The organism is Enterocloster sp. OA13 (assembly GCF_022440595.1).
Taxonomy (GTDB): Bacteria; Bacillota; Clostridia; order Lachnospirales; family Lachnospiraceae; genus Enterocloster; species Enterocloster hominis.
Genome location: NZ_JAKNTF010000001.1, coordinates 4,074,559 through 4,096,193 on the forward strand (window position 1 = coordinate 4,074,559; position 21,635 = coordinate 4,096,193).

The 21,635-nt window shown below is 41.7% G+C and carries 17 protein-coding genes and 1 pseudogene; all 18 read right to left on the bottom strand.

Annotated elements, in window-relative coordinates; all coding sequences use genetic code 11:
• Window position 1: 1 nt before the first annotated feature.
• Window positions 2-2,260, bottom strand: a complete 2,259-nt coding sequence (locus MCJ35_RS18045) for a hypothetical protein (protein WP_025486068.1) — start codon at window positions 2,258-2,260, stop codon at window positions 2-4.
• Complete coding sequence (locus MCJ35_RS18050) at window positions 2,257-3,201, bottom strand: sugar phosphate nucleotidyltransferase (protein WP_008718939.1); 945 nt, start codon at window positions 3,199-3,201, stop codon at window positions 2,257-2,259. The genes MCJ35_RS18045 and MCJ35_RS18050 overlap by 4 nt, the downstream gene beginning before the upstream one ends.
• Before the next feature lie 31 nt (window positions 3,202-3,232).
• On the bottom strand, window positions 3,233-3,712 hold the full coding sequence (locus MCJ35_RS18055) for an AfsR/SARP family transcriptional regulator (RefSeq protein ID WP_008718940.1): 480 nt from the start codon (window positions 3,710-3,712) through the stop codon (window positions 3,233-3,235).
• 43 nt (window positions 3,713-3,755) lie between these two features.
• Window positions 3,756-5,609 carry a glutamine--fructose-6-phosphate transaminase (isomerizing) gene (gene glmS / locus MCJ35_RS18060; protein WP_025486066.1) on the bottom strand — a complete coding sequence of 618 codons (1,854 nt, stop codon included), beginning with the start codon at window positions 5,607-5,609 and terminating at the stop codon, window positions 3,756-3,758.
• Between the two features lies 1 nt (window position 5,610).
• A complete protein-coding gene (gene glmM, locus MCJ35_RS18065) occupies window positions 5,611-6,969 on the bottom strand; it encodes a phosphoglucosamine mutase (RefSeq protein ID WP_025486064.1) in 1,359 nt (452 codons plus the stop codon).
• A gap of 80 nt (window positions 6,970-7,049) precedes the next feature.
• Complete coding sequence (locus tag MCJ35_RS18070; protein ID WP_025486061.1) at window positions 7,050-7,346, bottom strand: VanZ family protein; 297 nt, start codon at window positions 7,344-7,346, stop codon at window positions 7,050-7,052.
• A 181-nt stretch (window positions 7,347-7,527) separates the two neighbouring features.
• Complete coding sequence (locus MCJ35_RS18075; protein WP_025486059.1) at window positions 7,528-8,793, bottom strand: nucleotide sugar dehydrogenase; 1,266 nt, start codon at window positions 8,791-8,793, stop codon at window positions 7,528-7,530.
• Window positions 8,790-9,902: an NAD-dependent epimerase/dehydratase family protein gene (locus MCJ35_RS18080; RefSeq protein ID WP_025486057.1), complete on the bottom strand. Its 1,113-nt coding sequence runs from the start codon at window positions 9,900-9,902 to the stop codon at window positions 8,790-8,792. The genes MCJ35_RS18075 and MCJ35_RS18080 overlap by 4 nt, the downstream gene beginning before the upstream one ends.
• Before the next feature lie 82 nt (window positions 9,903-9,984).
• The gene (locus MCJ35_RS18085; protein WP_081739224.1) at window positions 9,985-10,503 is read right to left on the bottom strand and encodes a VanZ family protein; all 519 of its coding nucleotides are present in this window, start codon (window positions 10,501-10,503) and stop codon (window positions 9,985-9,987) included.
• Window positions 10,504-10,511: 8 nt separating this feature from the next.
• Window positions 10,512-11,708 (bottom strand): polysaccharide biosynthesis C-terminal domain-containing protein, encoded by a 1,197-nt coding sequence (locus tag MCJ35_RS18090; protein ID WP_025486055.1) that lies wholly within the window; start codon window positions 11,706-11,708, stop codon window positions 10,512-10,514.
• A gap of 60 nt (window positions 11,709-11,768) precedes the next feature.
• Window positions 11,769-12,968: a non-hydrolyzing UDP-N-acetylglucosamine 2-epimerase gene (wecB, locus tag MCJ35_RS18095; RefSeq protein ID WP_025486053.1), complete on the bottom strand. Its 1,200-nt coding sequence runs from the start codon at window positions 12,966-12,968 to the stop codon at window positions 11,769-11,771.
• Between the two features lie 23 nt (window positions 12,969-12,991).
• A pseudogene (locus tag MCJ35_RS18100) lies at window positions 12,992-13,132 on the bottom strand (UDP-glucose 4-epimerase); the annotation flags it as partial.
• A 677-nt stretch (window positions 13,133-13,809) separates the two neighbouring features.
• Window positions 13,810-14,841 (bottom strand): polysaccharide biosynthesis protein, encoded by a 1,032-nt coding sequence (locus MCJ35_RS18105; RefSeq protein WP_025486051.1) that lies wholly within the window; start codon window positions 14,839-14,841, stop codon window positions 13,810-13,812.
• Between the two features lie 366 nt (window positions 14,842-15,207).
• Window positions 15,208-16,710, bottom strand: a complete 1,503-nt coding sequence (locus MCJ35_RS18110) for a lipopolysaccharide biosynthesis protein (RefSeq protein ID WP_025486048.1) — start codon at window positions 16,708-16,710, stop codon at window positions 15,208-15,210.
• 10 nt (window positions 16,711-16,720) lie between these two features.
• A complete protein-coding gene (locus MCJ35_RS18115; protein WP_025486046.1) occupies window positions 16,721-18,061 on the bottom strand; it encodes a hypothetical protein in 1,341 nt (446 codons plus the stop codon).
• Between the two features lie 126 nt (window positions 18,062-18,187).
• A complete protein-coding gene (locus MCJ35_RS18120) occupies window positions 18,188-19,342 on the bottom strand; it encodes a glycosyltransferase (RefSeq protein ID WP_130789699.1) in 1,155 nt (384 codons plus the stop codon).
• Entirely contained in the window at window positions 19,339-20,514 is a 1,176-nt protein-coding gene (locus MCJ35_RS18125) for a glycosyltransferase family 4 protein (RefSeq protein ID WP_025486043.1), read from the bottom strand. The genes MCJ35_RS18120 and MCJ35_RS18125 overlap by 4 nt, the downstream gene beginning before the upstream one ends.
• Before the next feature lie 19 nt (window positions 20,515-20,533).
• On the bottom strand, window positions 20,534-21,619 hold the full coding sequence (locus MCJ35_RS32185) for a glycosyltransferase family 4 protein (protein WP_025486042.1): 1,086 nt from the start codon (window positions 21,617-21,619) through the stop codon (window positions 20,534-20,536).
• Window positions 21,620-21,635 lie beyond the last annotated feature (16 nt).

Consider the following 21,635-nt stretch of genomic DNA (forward strand, 5'->3'; position numbering starts at 1 on the left):
ATCAATAGGAAACAGTAGCCTCGGGCGCCAGTATTTCAGCCACCTCATCGGAACCATAGGTGAGGATCTTCCCGCCTGAGCCAAGAACCCATTTCTGGTCATTCCCGTCAGTTACCTTGGTATTTTTCATGATTTTCCCGCTGGAATTAACCAGCCGTTTTCCTTCTCCCGGTATGTCAAATACTTCATATCTTGCCGAGGAATCTGCTTTCTGAATCCTTCCCTTATAGTAAAATGCCCCGTCCTTGATGCCGGTGATTCCTTTTCCCTTAAGGTCAAAATAATATTGGGAACGGGTGGCCCCTATGCCGTCATTCAGCATGGTCTTACCAGTGATACATTTCCGGTTCCCGTCCGGACCACCGCAATAATAGAATTCCCCGTTCACATCTATAAGACCATATTGTGCAGCCCCATACATGTCAAAGACATAGTAGCTGTCGTGGATTTTCTCAACGGCATAGCTGTTTTCACTGCCGCATTTCGGTTTTCCTGACTGGTCGAAGTAATACCATTCCTTTTGCCCGGTACTGTTAAGGTCCACTGGGCCGTCTATTTTTAACCATGTCCCATCTGCCCGTTCCCCCTGGAGGAATGTCTTATCCTGTTCGGATTCCGGCTGGTAGAAGTAACGGTAACCTTTTATCTCCGGCGTTGTTGTGCTGAGTTTTACCCAGCCCTGGTGCATGATACCCTTTTCATCAAAACAGTAGGTTACTCCATCCACCTTGACTTCCCTTTTTCCACTGGAGGAACGCTTCTTATTTCCGTTGGATTTACTAAAATAAAAATAAGCTGACTGGCCGTGGTCCTGTACGTAATCCACCACATCCGAATTATCCATCCAGCTTTCCGGGATTTCCAGCCACTGCCAGCCAGTTACCCTGGCTCCGTCCTTCCCACAGTAATAATAAGAGTATTCATCATCGTCATCATCCGCTGTCTCTGTCAGCCAGCCTGTCCGCATGACGCCTGAAGTATTAAAACAATAATGCTGTCCGTCAATTTTATACCAGCCATCCATGCGCACATATCCATCATTTGCCGCATAGTACCAGTTATTGTAATCTGAATTCCTGGAGTCCAGGCCGCTGATGACGAACCACTGGTCCTGATATAAGTATCCCTCATCCCCAATATAGCGTCTCTTACCGTTTTCCTCAGTCAGCCAGCGTTTCCGGTAATTAAGGCCATTGGCGTCAAAATAATAGCGTTTGCCCTCCAGTTCCCTGAAACCGCCTTTAAATACGGAACCGGATTCAGATGCATAATACCAGTTTTCAGTTATGGCTCCGGTACTGCTGTTGGTATATTCAAGCTTAAACCAGCCGTCATCCTGAAGGATTCCATTTTCATCCAAGTAATACCTGTCCCCATTCCCGTCTGTGTACCAGCGTTTCCGGTAATTAAGTCCATTGGCGTCGAAATAATACCAGTTCCCGTCCAACTCCCTCCATCCATTGCGCCATAACACGCCATTGGTATCAGCGTGATACCAGTTGGTATACTCCTGTCCATTGCTGTTGGTGCCTGTAATGGAAAACCACCCACTCTGCCGCGCCCCGTTCCCATCCACATAATAGCGGTCATCCCCCAGATTGAACCATCTGCTGCGGTAAGCTATGCCATAGGCATCGAAATAGCAGGTCTTTCCTTCCAAATCATGCCACCCATCCTTTAAGACGGAACCATCTTCCGTGACATAATACCAGTTGGTATAAGGCTGTCCCTTGCTGTTCACATTGTCAATGGAAAACCAGCCAGGCGCCTTCCTGGCGCCTTCCTCATCCACGTAGTAGCGCTTATCCTCAAGATTGAAGAACATTTTTCTGGGGGAATTGCCCCACTCATAGAAGTAATAATATTTTCCTCCCAGTTCATACCAGCCATTCCTCAGTATCTTACCGTCAGCCCCCGCATAATACCAGTTGGTGACCGGCTTTGAGGAAGGCAACGCGGGATTGGAGGTGGTGCTGAACCATTGGTTCTCATATCTTGTACCGTCCTCTTTTAAGCGGTACCGTCCATCGCCTGAATTCACCCAGTTGTTCTTAACAATCTGTCCATTTCCCCCTACATACCGCAGGGTTCCGTCTGCCCATGCAACCCACTGATTCACCAGTTTCCTGTCATTTTCCTTATAAATCCATTCCTGGGCAGAATCCTGCTGCCATCCGTCCAAGGCAAATGCGGATATGGACGGGATTGTCACGAATGCGGCGGTGCAGATGATGATTGGCATGATTTTTTTTCTCTTCATAATGTAATTACTCCTTGCCGGAAACTACTCCACAGAGCGTTTTCATAGACGCCTTCAACGGTTAGGTGTTTCAATGCCTGTCTGACAGACTGGGCATCTTCCTCGTAAGTAACCCCAAACCATCTGCCATTGGTCTTAAGAATCCTTACCCTTGCCTCCCCTGACTTTACCAGCTTATCTATGACAGCCGGCAGAAGAAACTCCCCGCTGTCCTGCGTACTGTCTGTAAGATCATCTAAAAATCCCCGGAATTCCTGTTCCAGACACCCGAAAAATGCAGGGTATCCGCCCCACATGTTCATGGATACATATTGATCCGCTGTTATCTGCATATCCCTTATTCCATCATGAAGGATGTCTCCATTACAGCCCATACGGACATTGGGAGTCTCAACCACGCCCTTCAGTAGTCCATTATCATCTAATATGCAGATACCTCTGGTAACCCCGCCATTTACAGACAATGTATTCTTCAGACGGAAACCTGCCATACACATTTCATATTGATAGGCACCGTCATGATTCCCCACCAGAAATTCATGGAGTTTTTCAAAGGCTTCACTCCCATAAAAATCATCCGCATTAATGACAGCAAAAGGTTCCCTGACTATATCCTTACAACATAAAACCGCCTGACCGGTTCCCCACGGTTTTTTCCGCTTATCCGGTACAATGTATCCGTCAGGTACATCCTCCAGTTCCTGGAATACATATTCTATATCCACCAGTCCCTTAATCCTGTCTCCAATCGTTTTTTGAAATTCCTTTTCAATCTCCTTACGTATGATAAACACTACTTTATTAAAGCCTGCCTGCACTGCATCATGGATGGAATAATCCATGATGATTTCCCCGGAAGGACCAAGCTTTGTCAGCTGCTTAATACCGTTTCCGAACCTGCTTCCAATTCCAGCCGCCATTATAATTAATGTTGTATTCATCTGCCTCATTTCTTTCCCTCTTAGTATTGTCTTAGCATTTGTTAACCTGATTCTCCTGCAGGGAATGCTTTTCATTATATGAGTTGTATATCGCATTTAAATATGGAACTGCCTCAGATGCCCACAAATATTCCGGCATATATTTTCCCGTATAGGCAGTAATGTACGTCCTGTTTTCTTTCATGAATTCATAGTAGTCACAGATAAACAGTTCTGTGTTGACTGAGTATACCCCGGGCCTGTGGACCAACAGTCCTTCACATCCATACTCCCTTAAAATCTGGCGCAGCCTGTACCCAATGACCCTTATATTATTTTTGGCTGTTCTTTCCGGTGTATTGCTGTATAAGATATACGCTATCTCGGAAAGAGGTACGCTGCCTCCTCTTTTGCTGACCAGGAGGGCCAATAGTTCCTTCGACTTTTTGCTGGAAAAATAGACTACCTGATTGTCAACGAACAGATCAAAACCGCTAAAGGTCTGTATGAAAATATGACTGTCTGCAGACATGACTGTCTTCCCTCCTCTCTTGTACCAAGTCTTCTGTTACCCGCTACTCCACGGTCACTGATTTTGCCAGGTTCCTTGGCTTATCCACGTCCAGTCCCTTAGAAAGGGATACATAATAGGCCAGAAGCTGAAGAGGGATGACAACCAGACTGGGATAAAAACATTCCAATGTCTTGGGAACGTATATGGTACAATCCGCCGTGTCCTCCATGCTGTAATTCCCGTAACTAGTAATCCCCAGGATATTTGCTCCCCTGCTTTTGACCTCCACCATGTTGCTGATTAATTTTTCAAACAGGCTGCCCTGTGTTGCAATACCGATGGTCCATATACCGTCCTCAATCAGGGAAATGGTCCCGTGCTTCAGTTCTCCGGCAGCATACGCCTCTGAGTGCATATAGGATATCTCCTTGAGTTTTAAGGAACCCTCCATGGAAGCCGCATAATCCAGGCCTCTGCCGATAAAGAATACATCATTGTTATGGGAAAACTTATTGGCAAACCATTGAATCCGCTCTTTTTCCTCCAGGATCCGGCTGATTTTATCAGGAAGGAGTAAAAGTTCCTCAATCATACCTTGATATGTCCCGTCATCCAGTTTTCCCCTTACCCGGCCAAAATAGATGGCCAGTACATAGACCGCTACCAGCTGGGCGCTGTATGCCTTGGTTGTGGCCACCGCAATCTCAGGACCCGCCCATGTGTAAAACACATAATCCGCCTCCCTGGCAATGGAGCTTCCCACCACATTGACAATCCCCATGACCGGAAGTCCCTGGTTCCTGGCCTCCCTCAATGCCGCCAGGGTATCCGCCGTCTCCCCTGACTGGCTCACCACAATGGCAAGGGTGTGGTCCTCAAACACAGGATTCCTGTAGCGCAGTTCACTTGCCAGATCCACATCCACAGGTATCCGCGCCAACTGTTCGAAAATGTATTTTGCACTCATACACACATGATAGGCGGAACCGCATGCAACCATCTGGATTCTCTTTAAACCGCATATTTCCTCGTCCGTCATCTTTAACTCATCCAACACGATCTGTTTGTCTTTTATCCTTGGGCTCAGGGTGTCCCGTACTGCCTTTGGCTGTTCATGGATCTCCTTCAGCATGAAATGCTCAAACCCATTCTTCTCCGCTGCTTCCGTGTCCCAGTCTATACGGGAAAATTCCGGCTCCAGCTCATCCTGGTCAATGTTATATAACCGGATGCCATCCTTTGTTATGCTGAGGATTTCCATATTTTTAACAAAACAGATATCCCTGGTATAATTAAGGATGGCCGGCACATCGGACGCTATGAAATTACCGCAGCCGGAACGCCCTGCAATCAATGGGCTGTCTTTGCGGACAGCGTATATCTCTCCCGGCCTGTCTTTAAACAGGATGCCAAGGGCATAGGATCCGCGGATCCGTACCATCATTCTGCTTATGGTCTCAATGGGATTCCCGTTATAATATTTATCCAGGAGATGGGCCAGTACCTCCGTGTCAGTCTGGGAAATGAATTCCACACCGTTTTTTTGCAGCTTATCTTTTATTTCCTGAAAATTTTCTATGATTCCATTATGTACTACCGCGACCCTTTTATCCCCTGCACAGTGCGGATGGGAATTGGCCACCGATGGTTCCCCATGGGTGGCCCATCTAGTATGGCCGATACCACAGGTACCGGCCACTGCCCTTCCATTATCCGTCATTTCACACAGAACCTTTAAGCGGCCTTTTGCCTTAACCACTTCCAGTGTTCCTGTTCCATCCTCTTCCTTGCCCTCTGGCCTGCCCGCCACCGCGATTCCGGCTGAATCATAACCTCTGTATTCAAGCCTTGCCAGGCCGTCCAACAGGATGGGGGCCGCCTGCATATCTCCTGCATATCCTACAATCCCGCACATGCTACAATACCTCCTGATGGCCTTTGGATATGATGACCTCTATGATCCGGTCAACGAATTCCCGGCATCTGGCCGGTTCCGCTGCCTCCACCATCACCCGCATGACAGGCTCTGTCCCGCTTTCCCTTACAAGGATCCGGCCATCCTTTCTCAGAGCCGCTTCCACCTGATTAATAGCATCCTGTACATCCTTATCCTCCCTGGCTGCCTTCTTATCCTTTACCCGGATATTCTTAAGGACCTGCGGGTAGATATGCACCGGCTCTGCTAACTTGCTGAGAGGCTGTTTTTTCTCCAGTATTACCTCCATCATCTTGATGGCTGTGAGGATTCCATCCCCCGTGGTTGCATATTTGCGGAAGATGATGTGACCGGATTGTTCGCCGCCAATACGGTAGCCGTTGGAGGCCATATTCTCATATACGTATTTATCCCCCACCGCTGTTTTCTCATATTCAATTCCGGCCTCATCCAGGGCTTTGTACAGGCCGAAGTTGGACATGACCGTGGTGACAATCTTATTACCCTGGAGTTTTCCCCGTTCCTTCATATAGCGGCCATATATGTAGAGGATAAGATCCCCATCCACTAAATTGCCCTTTTCATCCACACACAGGCACCGGTCCGCATCCCCATCAAACGCAAAACCCACATCCAGTTTCTTTTCCTTGACAAACCGTATAAGTCCGTCCATGTGGGTGGAACCGCAGTCAGCATTGATATTCAGGCCGTCCGGTTCATTGTTAATCACATAGGTGGTTGCTCCCAGGGCGTCAAACACGCTTTTGGCAATCATCCAGGCGCTTCCGTTGGCACAGTCCAGGCCCACCCTCATATTCTCGTAGGAACGGGTTGCCAGGGAAATAAGGTAACCCGTATAGCGGTTCCTGCCTGCCGCATGGTCCACGGTACGCCCAATCTGTTCCCTGACTGCAAGCGGGATTTCACCTGAGATGCCATCGATGTAGGCTTCTATCTTCAGGATGGTATCCTCGTCCATTTTTTCTCCCTGGGCATTGATTAATTTAATGCCATTATCATAGTAGGGATTGTGGCTGGCTGATATCATGACGCCGCAGTCAAAGCCTTCGGTGCGGGCCGCATAGGAAACGCTGGGAGTTGTGGTCACATGAAGAAGATAGGCGTCCGCGCCGGATGCCGTAAGCCCGGCGGCCAGGGAATATTCAAACATGTATGAAGAACGCCGGGTGTCTTTTCCAATGACAACCCGGCATCTCTTATCTTTTTTATTTCTGCTGTAGTACCAGCCCAGGAACCGGCCGATTTTGTATGCGTGTTCCACTGTTAGTGTTTTGTTGGCTTCGCCGCGGAAGCCGTCGGTGCCGAAGTATTTTGCCATGATTTTTCTCCTTATTGTATGCATTTTATAATTATGAAACGGACTTACAAATCACATGATATAGTGTCCTAATATCCTAATTAATTATTGTTGGTGTATCTTCTACATACCTCCATTACCACACACCCAATCATACAGCCTATTCCGTTATGAATCATATCATCCCATTCAAATAAACCCCTGCAAAATACCAGCTGGTATGTTTCAATTACCGCAGATACCACAGTTTCTATCAGCAATCCTTCCCACCATCTTATATTAAAATCCAACATTATCGGCAGAAGTAATCCCATGGGAATCAGAAGAACACAATTTAACAGGTTTTCTTTAAGCAGTTCACTATCCCCGTTTAAAACCTTCTTCCATGACCAGAACAACTCTAACCTATACTGTCGTTCTGTCGGTATCCGGGTAAATACCGCGGAACCAAATACAATTCCCGGAAATAAAAAAAGGCCTATTCACGGACCGCCCACGTCCTGCTGTGTTTTATGCGAATTTGATATAAATCCAAACAGTTTTGCCTCTCTCCCGTAATATCTCCTTATTATCTTTCCTCTAGTCCCTGCGGAACACATCCCTCGTATAGACTTTTTCCTTCACATCATCCAACTCTGTATCATACCTATTTGCAATAATAGCATCACATTGCTGCTTAAACCTTCCAAAATCATTGACTATTTCAGACCCAAAGAATTTCACACCATTTTCCAGCGTTGGCTCATATACAATTACGGTTGCGCCTTTTGCCTTTACACGTTTCATAACCCCCTGGATAGAGCTTTGACGGAAGTTATCGGAATTAGATTTCATTGTCAGCCGATATACTCCAATAACAACCTCTTTTTCGCTGTTTTCATCCCATGAGCTGTTTTCTTCGTAATAGCCCGCCATATGTAATACCTGATTGGCAATAAAATCTTTTCTGGTACGGTTACTTTCAACGATAGCAGACATCATATTTTGAGGAACATCTGCATAATTAGCCAACAACTGCTTCGTATCCTTTGGCAAACAATAGCCTCCATAGCCAAAAGAAGGATTGTTGTAATGCATTCCAATGCGGGGATCCAGACAAACACCATTGATAATTGCCTGTGTGTCCAGGTCCTTCATCTCCGCATAGGTATCTATCTCATTAAAATAAGACACACGCAGGGCAAGATATGTATTAGCAAACAATTTAACTGCTTCTGCTTCTGTGAATCCCATAATGAGCGTAACAATATCCTCCTTGACCGCTCCTTCCTGCAGAAGCTTTGCAAAAGTAAAAGCCGCTTCCGTGAGGACATCATCTGTTTCATCTGTCCCCACTATAATACGGCTTGGATACAAGTTATCAAAAAGTGCTTTGGATTCCCGGAGAAACTCTGGACTGAAAATAATATTCTTTGTATTGAATTTTTGGCGCACGGCCGCGGTATATCCAACCGGAACTGTAGATTTTATAACCATGATTGCTGTAGGATTCACTTTAAGAACCAATTGAATCACGGCTTCCACAGCAGAAGTATCAAAGAAATTTTTTTTACTATCATAGTTTGTCGGTGTCGCAATAACTATAAAATCGGCATCCCTGTAAGCCTGTACGCCGTCCAAAGTAGCTGTCAAATCCAGCGACTTTGTGGAAAGATACTTTTTAATGTACTCATCCTGAATTGGTGAAATACGCTTATTAATTTTCTCCACCTTTTCCGGGATAATATCTACCGCATATACTTTATGATGCTGGGATAGCAGTGTAGCAATGGAAAGACCTACATATCCGGTTCCCGCGACTGCGATAGTGTATTTTGTTTTTACTTGATGATTTATTTCTGTCATTGCCTTACTCCTCCTTGTTCTTTCCCCTGGTAAAATTCGTGATACCACTGTGCAAACTTATGCAAACCGTCACGCAGGCTTGTGCTCGGCTTGAATCCAAAATCACGCTCCAAAGCACTTGTATCCGCGTAAGTCACAGGCACATCTCCTGGCTGCATAGGAACTAACTTCTTATGCGCCTCGAAGTCATAATCCTCCGGCAGAACACCTGCGCCTAACAATTCTTGCTGTAATATATCTATGAAATCCAGCAGATTCTCCGGGCTATTATTTCCGATATTATACACACGGTACGGCGGAACCGGAAGCCCATCTTCGCCGTTTACTTTCTCCGGTGCACACTGCATGACACGCTTCACACCTTCTACGATATCATCCACATATGTAAAATCACGCATACAATTACCGTAGTTAAAAATCCGAATGGTCTCACCCTTCAAAAGTTTGTTGGTAAAACCAAAGTACGCCATATCTGGACGACCTGCCGGACCGTAGACTGTGAAGAAACGAAGTCCAGTAGACGGAATATTATAGAGTTTTGAATAGGCATGTGCCAGCAGCTCATTAGATTTCTTCGTAGCTGCATACAAAGATACCGGATTATCTACTTGATCATCCGTACTATAAGGAACCTTCTTATTAGATCCATACACAGATGAAGATGAAGCATAAACCAAGTGCTCTACTCCTGTCTCGCCATTATCATAAGAATGACGACAAGCCTCAAGGATATTGTAGAAACCGATTAAGTTCGATTCAATATATACATCCGGGTTTGTAATGGAATAGCGCACACCTGCCTGCGCTGCCAAATTCACAACGGCTGCAGGCCTGTATGTACTGAAGATATCATCAATCAGAGCTTTATCAGCAATAGAACCTTTGATAAATCTCCATGTGGAATCGGAAGCTTTAGCTGTTTTCTCAATCTGCTGCAGTCGATACTTCTTGATAGACACATCGTAATAGTCATTCAAATTATCGATTCCAATGATATTAACTGGTGACTGCGTGCGGATTAGTTCTAAAACTAAGTTAGATCCAATGAAACCAGCGGCACCGGTTACTAGGATTGTTTTATTTTTTAATGGGGTATTAATCGTTAACATAAAGTAACTCTCACTTTCTTTCTCGTTTGATATGCCATTTATTTTTTCAATAAGTTTGTCAGTATGCAGTGCTGCATTATTCTCAGATGGCTTCGCATTTGCCTAAATTTTTTTTAATCAGTTTATAAATCGTATATCCCAGTAAGCATCCTAATGTATTATGCAAAATATCATCAAATTCAAACAAGCCTCTCCTGGTAAGTAATTGCATCACTTCTATAATCAAAGATACTAAAAAACCAGATAATGCAGCCTGCTTGCAGGTTATCTGGTCAAAACCAACCGGCAGCAGCACTCCTAGAGGCATTAACATAAGCACATTCAGAATATTTTCGTATATAAAGATTGTATTTCCTTTGTAAATCTCCATATAACTCCAAAAAAGCATCAACTCATAGTTGTGCCCTGTCGGTGTCCTCGTAATAATTGTAAATGAGAAAACCAATGTAAGGTATGCTATTATCAGTCCCATCACCACGGATTTTCTTTTGTTTTTACATCTGTAATTTCCAATCATCGCAACAATTACCCCAACCGTCAGTGCAATCAAATAGTACACTGGTGAAGATAGCACTTGTGCTGTAATTATATATTTAAACATACGAACGATTATACCGGTTCAAAAAAAGTATCTGGTCTCTGCGGATTGAATATCTCATTGCAGGTCATAACCGTTACCAGGTTCTCTGTCTCACTCAGGTTGATAATATTGTGTGTCCAACCAGGAATCATGTGGATAGCTTCGATTTTATCGCCGCTTACTTCAAACTCCACCGTCTCTCCAGTGTTAATATTGCGCTCCCGAATTATCCCATGACCGGCAACCACAATGAATAATTCCCACTTGCTGTTATGCCAGTGCTGCCCTTTGGTGATGCCTGGACGACTGATGTTGATACTGACCTGTCCGCAGTCCTCGGTGTGAACCAATTCTGTGAAGCTGCCTCGGTCATCCACATTCATCTTCAGTGCATACTTGAATTTCTCGGTAGGCAAATATGTTAAATACAAACTATAGAGTTTTTTTCCAAATGAGCCTTCCGGCATCTTAGGTATCATAAGCGTCTGCGGCTGCTCTTTAAACTGCCGTAATAAATCCACGATTTCACCAAGTGTGACCTTGTGCGTAACCGGAACACAGCAATATCTGCCATCGCCCTGCAACACTGTTTCCACACCATCAAAATCACAGTGCTGTTCCTTACCTTCCAGAAGATCATACATTCCCTCAACAAGGTCATCAATGTAGAGAAGTTCCAATTCTGTGCTTCTGTCGTTCACAGTAAATTCTTCATCATTCGCCACTGCCCAGCAGAAGGTGGATACAGCAGAATTGTATCTCGGCCTGGAATGCCCCATCAGGTTTGGGAAACGATATACTGCAACCTTTACGCAAGTTTCTTTGGCATAATCAAAGAACAGCTCTTCCCCGGCCTTTTTAGATTGACCATATTCGGAATTGCCAAAACGTCCTGCCAGAGTTGCCTGTATGGAAGAAGACAGCATAATCGTTGCTTTATTCTTATGCTTCCTCAAGTTATTCAGAAGATCAGACGCAAAGCCAAAATTTCCTTTCATAAAATCCTCAGGATTCTCAGGGCGGTTCACACCGGCAAGGTTGAAAACAAAGTCCGCCTTTTGGCAGTATGTATCCAGCTCATCCGCCATGGAGTCCATGTCATACTCGTAGATTTCCTCGATTTTGATATTTGGTCTCGTTCTGTTCTTATTGTCTCTAATATTCTTAAGATTGTTCACAAGGGCAGTTCCCACCATTCCCTTGGCGCCCGTCACTAATATATTCATTATCTTTCCACCTCCTTGACTGCATTTTCAAATACAGTCAAATTATCTTCATGTTAGTACCTATTCTTCGATAAGAAGGTCTTGCACATCTTTTCTCCACACCATCTTGTTAATCACACCGGTGTAGCTCTGGATAATCTTAATTACCTTGGAACTCACATTTTCTTCGATATAGTCCGGCACGGGAATACCATAGTCTCCAGCTTTATTCATTTCTACAGCGGTATCAACAGACTGGAGCAGACCCTTCTCATCAATACCAGACAGAATAAAACAGGCCTTGTCCAGTGCTTCGGGCCGCTCGGTACTGGTGCGGATGCACACTGCCGGGAAGGGATGACCGATGCTGGTGAAGAAACTGGACTCTTCAGGTAACGTGCCACTGTCGGATACAACCGCAAAAGCATTCATTTGGAGATTGTTATAATCATGGAATCCCAAAGGCTCATGCTGGATCACACGCTTGTCCAGTTGGAAACCTGAATACTCCAGACGTTTCCTGCTGCGCGGATGGCAAGAATACAGGATAGGCATATTGTACTTCTCAGCCATCTTGTTGATTGCATTGAATAGAGACATGAAGTTCTTTTCAGTATCAATGTTTTCCTCACGATGGGCGGACAGAAGTATATACTTACACTTTTCCAGTCCCAGCCGGGCATGGATATCCGATGCCTCAATCTCAACCAGATTATTGTGCAGCACCTCCGCCATGGGGGAGCCGGTCACGTAAGTCCGTTCCTTTGGTAATCCGCAGTCTGCAAGATAGCGGCGGGCATGTTCAGAATAGGCCATATTTACATCTGAGATGATGTCCACGATACGGCGGTTGGTCTCCTCCGGCAGGCACTCGTCCTTGCAACGATTGCCTGCTTCCATGTGAAATACTGGGATGTGGAGTCGCTTTGCGCCAATTACTGACAGACAACTGTTCGTATCTCCAAGCACAAGAACAGCATCCGGTTGGATTGCAGCCATTAGTTTGTAACTCTGTGAGATTATGTTGCCGCATGTCTCTCCCAGATCTTCGCCTACTGCATTGAGATATACGTCTGGATCAGCAAGTTTTAAGTCCTTGAAGAACACACCGTTAAGGTTGTAGTCATAGTTTTGGCCGGTATGGGCAAGGATAGTATCAAAATATATACGTGTCTTATTGATGACGGCGGCTAAGCGAATAATCTCCGGGCGTGTACCAACGATAATCAACAATTTCAGTTTGCCGTTATTTTTCCATTGGATGTTGGTATAGTCATTCATTGTTGTTTAATCCTCCTTTAGTGAATATCATCCTGCCTCTTCTCATCACGAGAAAAGATACGGTTTTCATCAATGTTCGTTTTCAGAAAAAGGTTGAGAACCACATTGCCAGAAGACTTAGGGCCCCCAGTAATCATCAACACTTTTCCTGCAAGTAAACTCATTGTTTGTTTCTTCATTATATTATTTAGGCAGATTGCAAACTCAACAGCACCCAAATTTCTGCTTTTTTTCTTCCTCTATGCGTCAAAAGCGATTTATATGAATTTTCAAAAACAGTCGACAAAATCCCTGTTTTATGTAACACAGAGGTTTTGGAATCAATTCATCAATGAAGCATGGTATGGATAGCTCCCTAGTATCGTGTTAAAGAAAAATATGAGGACTCATTTTCTCCTCATACCATAGTACTGCCAAATAAATAGCTGCTCATGTGTGATATATAAATGGTATTAATTTCTCGTATTTTCCTTATTCAAACCGCATTTAATAGTAAACATAGCCGGATACTATAACAAATGAAGAATTCATAAAAGAAGAAAATCAAACTCCCAACTATTCGAATGCCAGGTATGACTCTACGCTTATATGTATCGCACCCTCCATCTCCACATACGAATATCTAACTTGGTATGTTTTCCAACCCATATCGGAAGTTTAATAGCATTTATAAATTTTTATGTTTTAAAGTTTATATATAATGTTTTCAATATGCTTATTTGAGTCAACACTCTTTTTACCCATAATACTCATCATAGCCTTTCAAGAAAATAAACTGATTGAATGTTGTCCTTGAATAATCGCCTACTTCCTAATTTCTTTCATAGCTCAATAAACATATTTATTTTGCAAGCTCGTCCTGGATATATGCCAGAGAAGCAATCTTATCCCTTGTTTGCTCAACCGTCAGCAACTGTGTATTATTAGAATTAAACTCGGTAAGAATATTTCGTTTTGTATCACCCTTATTGAAATACTTGTCATAATTCAAACCACGCTTGTCGCAGGGCACACGGTAAAAGTTACCCATATCGATAGCATGAGCGCATTCTTCGTTTGTTAAAAGTGTCTCGTACATCTTTTCACCGTGACGGATACCAATAATCCTGACGTCCTCTTTATTGCCGCCGAATAACTCACACACTGCCTCTGCCTGAGTCTGAATAGTACTGGCCGGGGCTTTCTGAACAAGGATGTCACCAGGTTCGCCATGCTCGAAAGCGAACAGAACAAGGTCAACTGCCTCATCCAGAGACATAATAAAGCGGGTCATGGCAGGCTCGGTCAAAGTGATGTGATTACCGTTTCTGATCTGGTCAATCCACAACGGGATAACAGAACCACGGGAACACATAACATTACCGTATCGAGTGCAACAAATCTTTGTCACATTGGTCGTTCTCGCTTTTGCAACGATGACCTTTTCCATCATTGCCTTAGAAGCACCCATAGCGTTTACAGGATATGCAGCCTTGTCCGTGGATAAACATACGACATTTTTAACACCTGCTTCTATTGCGGCGGTTAAAACATTCTCTGTACCAAGGACATTGGTCTTGACCGCTTCTATGGGAAAGAACTCGCAGGACGGAACTTGTTTCAGTGCTGCTGCATGGAATATGTAGTCAACTCCGTTCATAGCATTCTTAACAGATGCAAGGTCACGGACATCTCCAATGTAGAAGCTAATCTTGTCTGCAACTTCCGGCATTTCCACCTGAAATTCGTGGCGCATATCGTCCTGCTTCTTCTCGTCACGAGAAAAGATACGGATTTCACCGATGTCCGTTTTCAGAAAACGGTTGAGAACTGCATTGCCAAAGCTACCGGTCCCCCCGGTAATTAATAATGTTTTATTTGTAAATAAGCTCATATTAATCTACTCCTTTTTATTAATGTACTGTATCAAAGACTTTATCTTCTCTTCTAGGGTCATGGACTCCCACCTTTATTTTGATCTCTCACCGAAATCATTGTGCACCCCAGCAAATCCGTTCTATAAATTCCAGTAATTCTTGTACCCTTCCAAGCACAGTATTATTACCAATAAATAGCCTTTCGGGAGGGGGTATGTCGCTACCTATGCCTATGCATACATTTAGGCCACAATGTTTCAGTCTGGAACGGTATTCCTTCGTCCTCATTACTTCATACAACTTATTCAATCGAACTAAAATTATATATATGAATTGTTTAATCATCCTACTACTCTCCTACTCAATTTTTCTTCTTAAGACCGCTAAAGTCTCTTCTCATACTTCAAATATATTTTTTTTGCCAAAATATTGCACTCCTTATATCTTGGTACATAATTCAGCAGGAAAAGCATAACTATCGACAACACAAATATTCCAACAGCTTTCAGCATCCAATCAATCCAACCGGTAACAATGATTGGTTTCCAGAAGAAAAACGCCAATGTTAATATTAAAAAGCCGCTGAAATTTAACAGCAGATTTTTCATTAAACTCATCCAGCCAATTTTGCATTTTCGATACACGAAAAGAATTACATCCTGTGTACGGAACAAATACGAACAAATCGTTCCAATTAGCAATCCCTGCATACCCAATACAGGAAGTAGTGCCAGAGAAACAGACAAGTTAATTACTGCTTCGATTATTGAACCTTTTTTGGTTTCCTTAAACCATCCATATGCATTGATTGTTATTAATGCCGGAACCCTCACCAGATTCATCATTTGACAAATACAGAATAAAAGTGCAACAGATGGCAAAATATAATTTGTATCCGCAACCGAAGCTGTATATAACGAAACAAAGGGGATTGTCATGATTAAAGCTGTAGAAAGAATCGCAAACAAAATGCAATAGAAAAAACTTTCAAACAACTTGAATACCTTGTTATAGGTTTTCTGTTCTCCTGTTGCAAGTCTGCCAAAAGTTGCTAAAATTGCTTGGCTGAATGTTGTATTTATAATGGCAGCAATATTTGAATAGATATAATTGTACACAGAGTAAATACTGACATTCTTTAATGTTGAGGCTACTGTCAAAATAGTGACATCTGTATGATTAACCACAAGCCCTGCAATCTGATGTACCAAAACCGACCAACGCTGTAATATCGCCTGATTGTTTGGTTTTGCTTTCAGATCTAATTTTTTATAGTGTTTTTTTACATAAGCAAATATAATAATGGACTTAATAACTGCCGTAGCCACAAGTATTGACTGAACCACAATGATACTCTGATTCATGTAAATTGCTATCAACCTCAATCCACAAGACAATAATGTCAATACTGAGTCACAGATGTATATTATTCCAATCCGATTATCTGCTGTTAACAATATCACGTATTTTCCAAGAAAAGCATAAGTTATCACACTACTCAGTCCCGAAATAAAGGTCAATAGCCCAGCAGTTAATGCATCAACCTGGCTTGCTACAATACAAGGAATCAGAAACGCCAGGCCTACAAGCAGCATCAGAAACCAACGGCATATTTTCTCATATTGTTGCTTTGTTGCTGCTATTACAGCACTTACAGAATCCCAATTACTCTTCGCAAGCGGTACATAAAGTGCTTGTATAGACGCTGTACCAATTCCGGATTCAAGCAAAATCAAATATGTCAAAAATTGTGTAATACTGGAATAGAGTCCATTGATATCAGACCCAAAGCTTGAAAGTACATACTTCTGCACAATCAGACCAGTCACAATCATTATCACCTTGCAAATGATAGATAAAATCATATTCTTTCCTAGATGTTTCATTTTATTTTCCTCACAGTATCACAAGCACAATATATGCCAAAGCAAACATACTCCCATGAAACAAACTCAAATTAAAAAAGTAGTACAGAAATACAATTTTTACCATCACATCCGTACGGCTTCTCTGCTGGCTTCTCCATGCCATAACTACACCACGCAAAATATAAGCCAAAGAAACAGCCGTACCAATAAGTCCTATTTGTAGCAATAAATCTACATACGTATTATGAGGGACAAGCTCTCCATTTCCCGCAAAAAGCGAATTAAATCCGAATAATAATCCCACAATTCCCTGTTCCGAAAAAATATATTGCAGAGCTTTGCTTAACAATTCACTGCGTGAAGATGTAAATTCTGCCATATTTCCTAAATTTAGCAAGAAAAACTTTTCCTGCATTCTGACAATATAGGCATCAATCGTCTCATTTCGCATTGAATCCGGCATTGTCATATATACATTTATAATAATTAATATAAAAAATATTATGATTAATGCATTCCAGATTTTTTTTGGTATTGAATCACGTTTTATAAAAACAAAACAACCCAACACTATCAAAAATCCAATCAGACCTGATGTAGATAGTGTAACCGTCATTGAAAATACTGAACAAGCTATCATGATTGTTTTTAAATACCATTTGAAATTTGTATCAAACAACGTTATTGCTATTCCTATATTTAAAAGCAATGAGGAAAAATTTGAATCCCCAATACCAACGCCCAAGATACCCTTCCTTAAAAACGCTTTAGAATACTCATTCAGTTCATAAAATTCAACACCGCCTGTCACACAAGTATGCAGGCTAATCAAAAATACGGTGATTGCGATACCTTTAAAGAACAGCTCTCTTTCCTTAGTTTCTGACACACATTGAGCTCCTGCACATATAAAAGTCAACGTGTAGATAATATTTTTTATGCCGATTATACTGTAATGATACAAAGTGACAAGCATAATAACCAGAATGACAGCCGCTATCATTTGAGAAATACGAATTTGAATTCTATACTTATTTAACAGAAGAGCCAGTCCTAAAAAAAGTAACAGCAAATACGGGAACGAAATACTACCAAAAAATATACACCTCAATGCGTCATTGGCAACAATAATAATGCTAGTTACAAATGCTTTATATCCATTGAAATAGAGGTAAGTAAAACAAATAGCCATAATAGGACCTGTTATTGTCTGCAATGAGGGATTTATAAACACACACAGTATTGAAGTCATAAGGATAGCTAATACATAGCGCAATCTCCTATCTATCTGTTCCCTCGTAAAAAACAATAAAGCTTTATTATGCCCTTTATCCAAGTGTTCCTTGTCGTTCATTATGTTTTCAGGCAAAATAATCTACCTCCATATTCCAATAAACATTAGTATCAATTTGCAATAGGTCATGCATAAATTTTTATTCAGATTCACTTCATCCTCCTGTTATCTAGCTTCATACCCTGAAAAAGAATTTAAATTTCAAAGCAATGAAATAACAGCATTTACAATCGCATCATTCGCATAATTGAACTCTTTTGCACCTGCTTTAATTTTATTTCTTGCATCATCGTCCGAAATATAGCGTAAAATTCCACTGTAAATCCCATCCTCGTCATTGTCGTTAATAAAACCGTTTACACCGTCTTTAATGACCTCTTCCACAGAAGAAAATCTGGTGGAAACGACTGGAATGTCTAAAGTTAAAGCCTCATTTATGACCATCGGTTGCGCCTCATAACGTGAAGTCATCACAAAACAATCCGCTTGCCTGATATACGGGAAAGGATTGGGTTTTAAGCCAAGGAGAAGCAAGTAATCTTCTATCTTTTTTTCCACGATTCGGTCCTTTATTATCGCAAAATCCTCTCCATCACCTATGATATACCAAATAAAATCGACTCCTTCATTTTTCAAACGAAAAGCAACCTCAATCGCCCGATCAAATCCCTTCTGAGATGTAAATCTGCCCATAGAAATAAAAGTATACGTTCTTTTTTTTAAGAACTCGACTTCTTCTTTGGATTGGTTGATAATAAATTCCCGCGGAATAGTGTTATAGATTAAGTGAACATGGCTGGCAGACAAATGCAAATTTTTCAACATACTATTTTGAGATGCCTGAGATACACAAACTATTTCATCATACTGATCATAAAGTCTTTGTTCCTGTTCCACCGATTTTCCAATAGCAAAGCGATGATAATCATTATGTACCCATGCAATCCTTTTTTTACACCCTATATACTGTGCATAATCGGTTGACAAAGATTCTTGATACGCAATAACAGTATCATATTTTTCAGATTGCTTTTTTGCACTAGCACGGAAAAATAGTTCGACAGCTTTTTCTTTTCCACAAATTATATGGCATAATACAAAAGTCATTCTGATGAGCAAAGCAATGAACCCCTTACTTTTCAGCTGCTTTTTCGGACACATGACAGAAGATATGATTTTCTCTTCTGGCAGAACATGTGCCACCTGTTCTGCTCTTTCAAGAAAACAGCCTTCTCTTTGAAAAAGAAATAAATCTGCTTCATACCCTCTTTCTTTAAGTAATCCCAAAAGATTAAGCATAGAAGTAGCAGATCCACCGCTTCTCACGGCCGGTAAAATAAACAATACTTTCTTCATTGTTTCTTCAGCTCCCTAATGAATCTTTTCATCTCTTCCCGATAGCTCATATAATTAAATGCTGTTTCAGCTTCTTTTCGCGCCGCAGTACGCATAATGAATTTGTCTTCCGCATGCATCCTCAACGCTTTTCTGAAGCCTTCCGCACATGCTTCTGCCGTCTCATCTGACACCACAATACCTGTCTCTCCGTCTCTAATATATAGATTTAGGTCGCTGGTATGATTTGCAATCACAGGAGTACCACACATCATGCTTTCGCCAACCTTTGTGGGAAAACCAGCATTAGCATAGCGAAGATTTGGTCTCAATAGAACAGTAAAATCAGCACTTGCTATTTTCTCCTGTACATCTACATACGGAATTCGACCATGAACAAATATATTTCCTGTTAATTCTGTCATCATTTCCTCACTGATTCCAAGCTTCAGCAACTGATTCTTATTTGCTCCATAGAGATGCAATTCGATTTGATTTCTTTCTTTTATAGTAAGCAACAACAACGCTCTAATTGCGTTAGCAATATAGTCCTTTCTGGCTGGAGACCCAGCATAAGCAACAATTACTTTCTCATTATGATTATATTCGACAAAAGAATAGTGTTTCTTATCAATAATAGTAGGGATACGAACCACATTACAATTTCTTGCCTTATAGTACTCTGTCAACAAAGAAGAAATTCCTATAATATTCCTGGTTTTCACATGTTGTATGATAAGTCCATATCGATTATATAGAAAATTGATTTTTCCCCCTAATCCTCTGAACGAATTATTATTTTTCTGATACCATTCTACAGAATTATAAATTATTGCAACATGTTTCTCTTTCGCAAAATCCATCAAGAAGCTAATACTTTGAAATGCAAAATTACTCGCAACAATCTTATCAAAATGATATTTTTCCCATGATTCAGTTATTGCTTTCAGCACAAGCTGTTCTAAATATTTTTTCCTTTTGACCTTAGGTACAGATAAATAAGCAGAAGCGTCCACATTGGCGTATTTCAAACCATCTATCTCTCCGCTAAGAATTGTCCCTTTATCATATCTTGTTCCAATCAATATTGGATTCTCGCCGCAATTCTGGAATAATTTTGCTAAATTAATGATTCTAGTTGCATTTGCTGTCTGGTCTGGTAATGCTTGTGCGCCTATAAATAATACACTCATAATCTGCCTATCTCCTAAACTATTTAACATCCTTCATAAGAAAGTTTTCCCATTGGTCATAGATGACGTCCTCTGCAAAAACCCTTGCCCTGTTTCTCGCTGATACCCCAATACGGTCCCGTTTTTCTCTTGATTTAAGCAACTCTCTCATGGAACTTTGCAAAGCCTCTGCATTATTGCAGGGAACCAAAAGTCCGTTGATTGAATTTTGTATTAGCATCTTTGGACCTCCACATGGACAATCTGTAGAGATTACCGGTGTTCCAACAGCCATAGCCTCCATCAGAGCATTGGGCATTCCCTCAAAATCAGATGACAACACAAAGACTTTCGCAGTTGCCAATTTTTCTGGCACATCGGTAATTAATCCTGGAAGCCAAACACGTTTTGAAAGATTGTTTTCTTCAATATATTGTTCATATATTTCTCGCAAAGGGCCATCACCATAAATTATTAACATATCATTTGGAAAATCTTTTTCAATTTCTTTCCACGCCCTGAGCAACAACAGATGATTTTTTTGCTGTTCAAATCGTCCAACGGTCACTACATCCTGCACTGGTTCTATTCGATTTATTTCGTAAAACTTTCTTCCTACCGGATTCATAATGACAGTGGATTTGTCTCGTACTGATTTTTGAAAATAAGCTGCCGCATCCTTTGTCTGAAATACCACTCCGTCAGCAAAAGAGAATAACGTTCTTGCAATCCAGTTATTAACTTTTCCTTTTCCATACTCATGAACAGGTTCATTTCTAACAGAAACTATCTTTTTACATTTCAAACCAAGTGTTGCAAGCAATATTCTTTTATTTGGATTGCCCAAAAACGATAAAACCACATCCGGCTGTTCTGTTTTTATAGTCTTGCGCAAATCGAAAATCCTGCTGATGTTTTTAATAATTGGATTTCCTTCAAGAGATTTCCTCAGGTATATCCTTTTAACAGTTTCCGGTATGGGATAACTGTATTTTTGTTCATCAGTAATAAAATCATTCACCAAGACAACATCGTAGCTTTCATTGAAATATGTAACCAAATTAGACATCACTCTCTGAGCACCGCCACGATAAAGCGTGTCAATATAAAAAGCAACTTTTTTCACTTTGTCATTCTCCCTA

Bases quoted from the DNA above. Each gene is read 5' to 3' on its own strand.
- glmS (WP_025486066.1), bottom strand. From the start codon at position 5,609: ATGTGCGGGATTGTAGGATATGCAGGAGATATGCAGGCGGCCCCCATC.
- MCJ35_RS18085 (WP_081739224.1), bottom strand. From the start codon at position 10,503: ATGTTTAAATATATAATTACAGCACAAGTGCTATCTTCACCAGTGTAC.
- MCJ35_RS18050 (WP_008718939.1), bottom strand. From the start codon at position 3,201: ATGAATACAACATTAATTATAATGGCGGCTGGAATTGGAAGCAGGTTC.
- MCJ35_RS18075 (WP_025486059.1), bottom strand. From the start codon at position 8,793: ATGACAGAAATAAATCATCAAGTAAAAACAAAATACACTATCGCAGTC.
- wecB (WP_025486053.1), bottom strand. From the start codon at position 12,968: ATGAATGACTATACCAACATCCAATGGAAAAATAACGGCAAACTGAAA.
- MCJ35_RS18110 (WP_025486048.1), bottom strand. From the start codon at position 16,710: ATGAAACATCTAGGAAAGAATATGATTTTATCTATCATTTGCAAGGTG.
- MCJ35_RS18120 (WP_130789699.1), bottom strand. From the start codon at position 19,342: ATGAAGAAAGTATTGTTTATTTTACCGGCCGTGAGAAGCGGTGGATCT.
- MCJ35_RS18105 (WP_025486051.1), bottom strand. From the start codon at position 14,841: ATGAGCTTATTTACAAATAAAACATTATTAATTACCGGGGGGACCGGT.
- MCJ35_RS18125 (WP_025486043.1), bottom strand. From the start codon at position 20,514: ATGAGTGTATTATTTATAGGCGCACAAGCATTACCAGACCAGACAGCA.
- MCJ35_RS18090 (WP_025486055.1), bottom strand. From the start codon at position 11,708: ATGAATATATTAGTGACGGGCGCCAAGGGAATGGTGGGAACTGCCCTT.
- MCJ35_RS18080 (WP_025486057.1), bottom strand. From the start codon at position 9,902: ATGTTAACGATTAATACCCCATTAAAAAATAAAACAATCCTAGTAACC.
- MCJ35_RS18045 (WP_025486068.1), bottom strand. From the start codon at position 2,260: ATGAAGAGAAAAAAAATCATGCCAATCATCATCTGCACCGCCGCATTC.
- glmM (WP_025486064.1), bottom strand. From the start codon at position 6,969: ATGGCAAAATACTTCGGCACCGACGGCTTCCGCGGCGAAGCCAACAAA.
- MCJ35_RS18055 (WP_008718940.1), bottom strand. From the start codon at position 3,712: ATGTCTGCAGACAGTCATATTTTCATACAGACCTTTAGCGGTTTTGAT.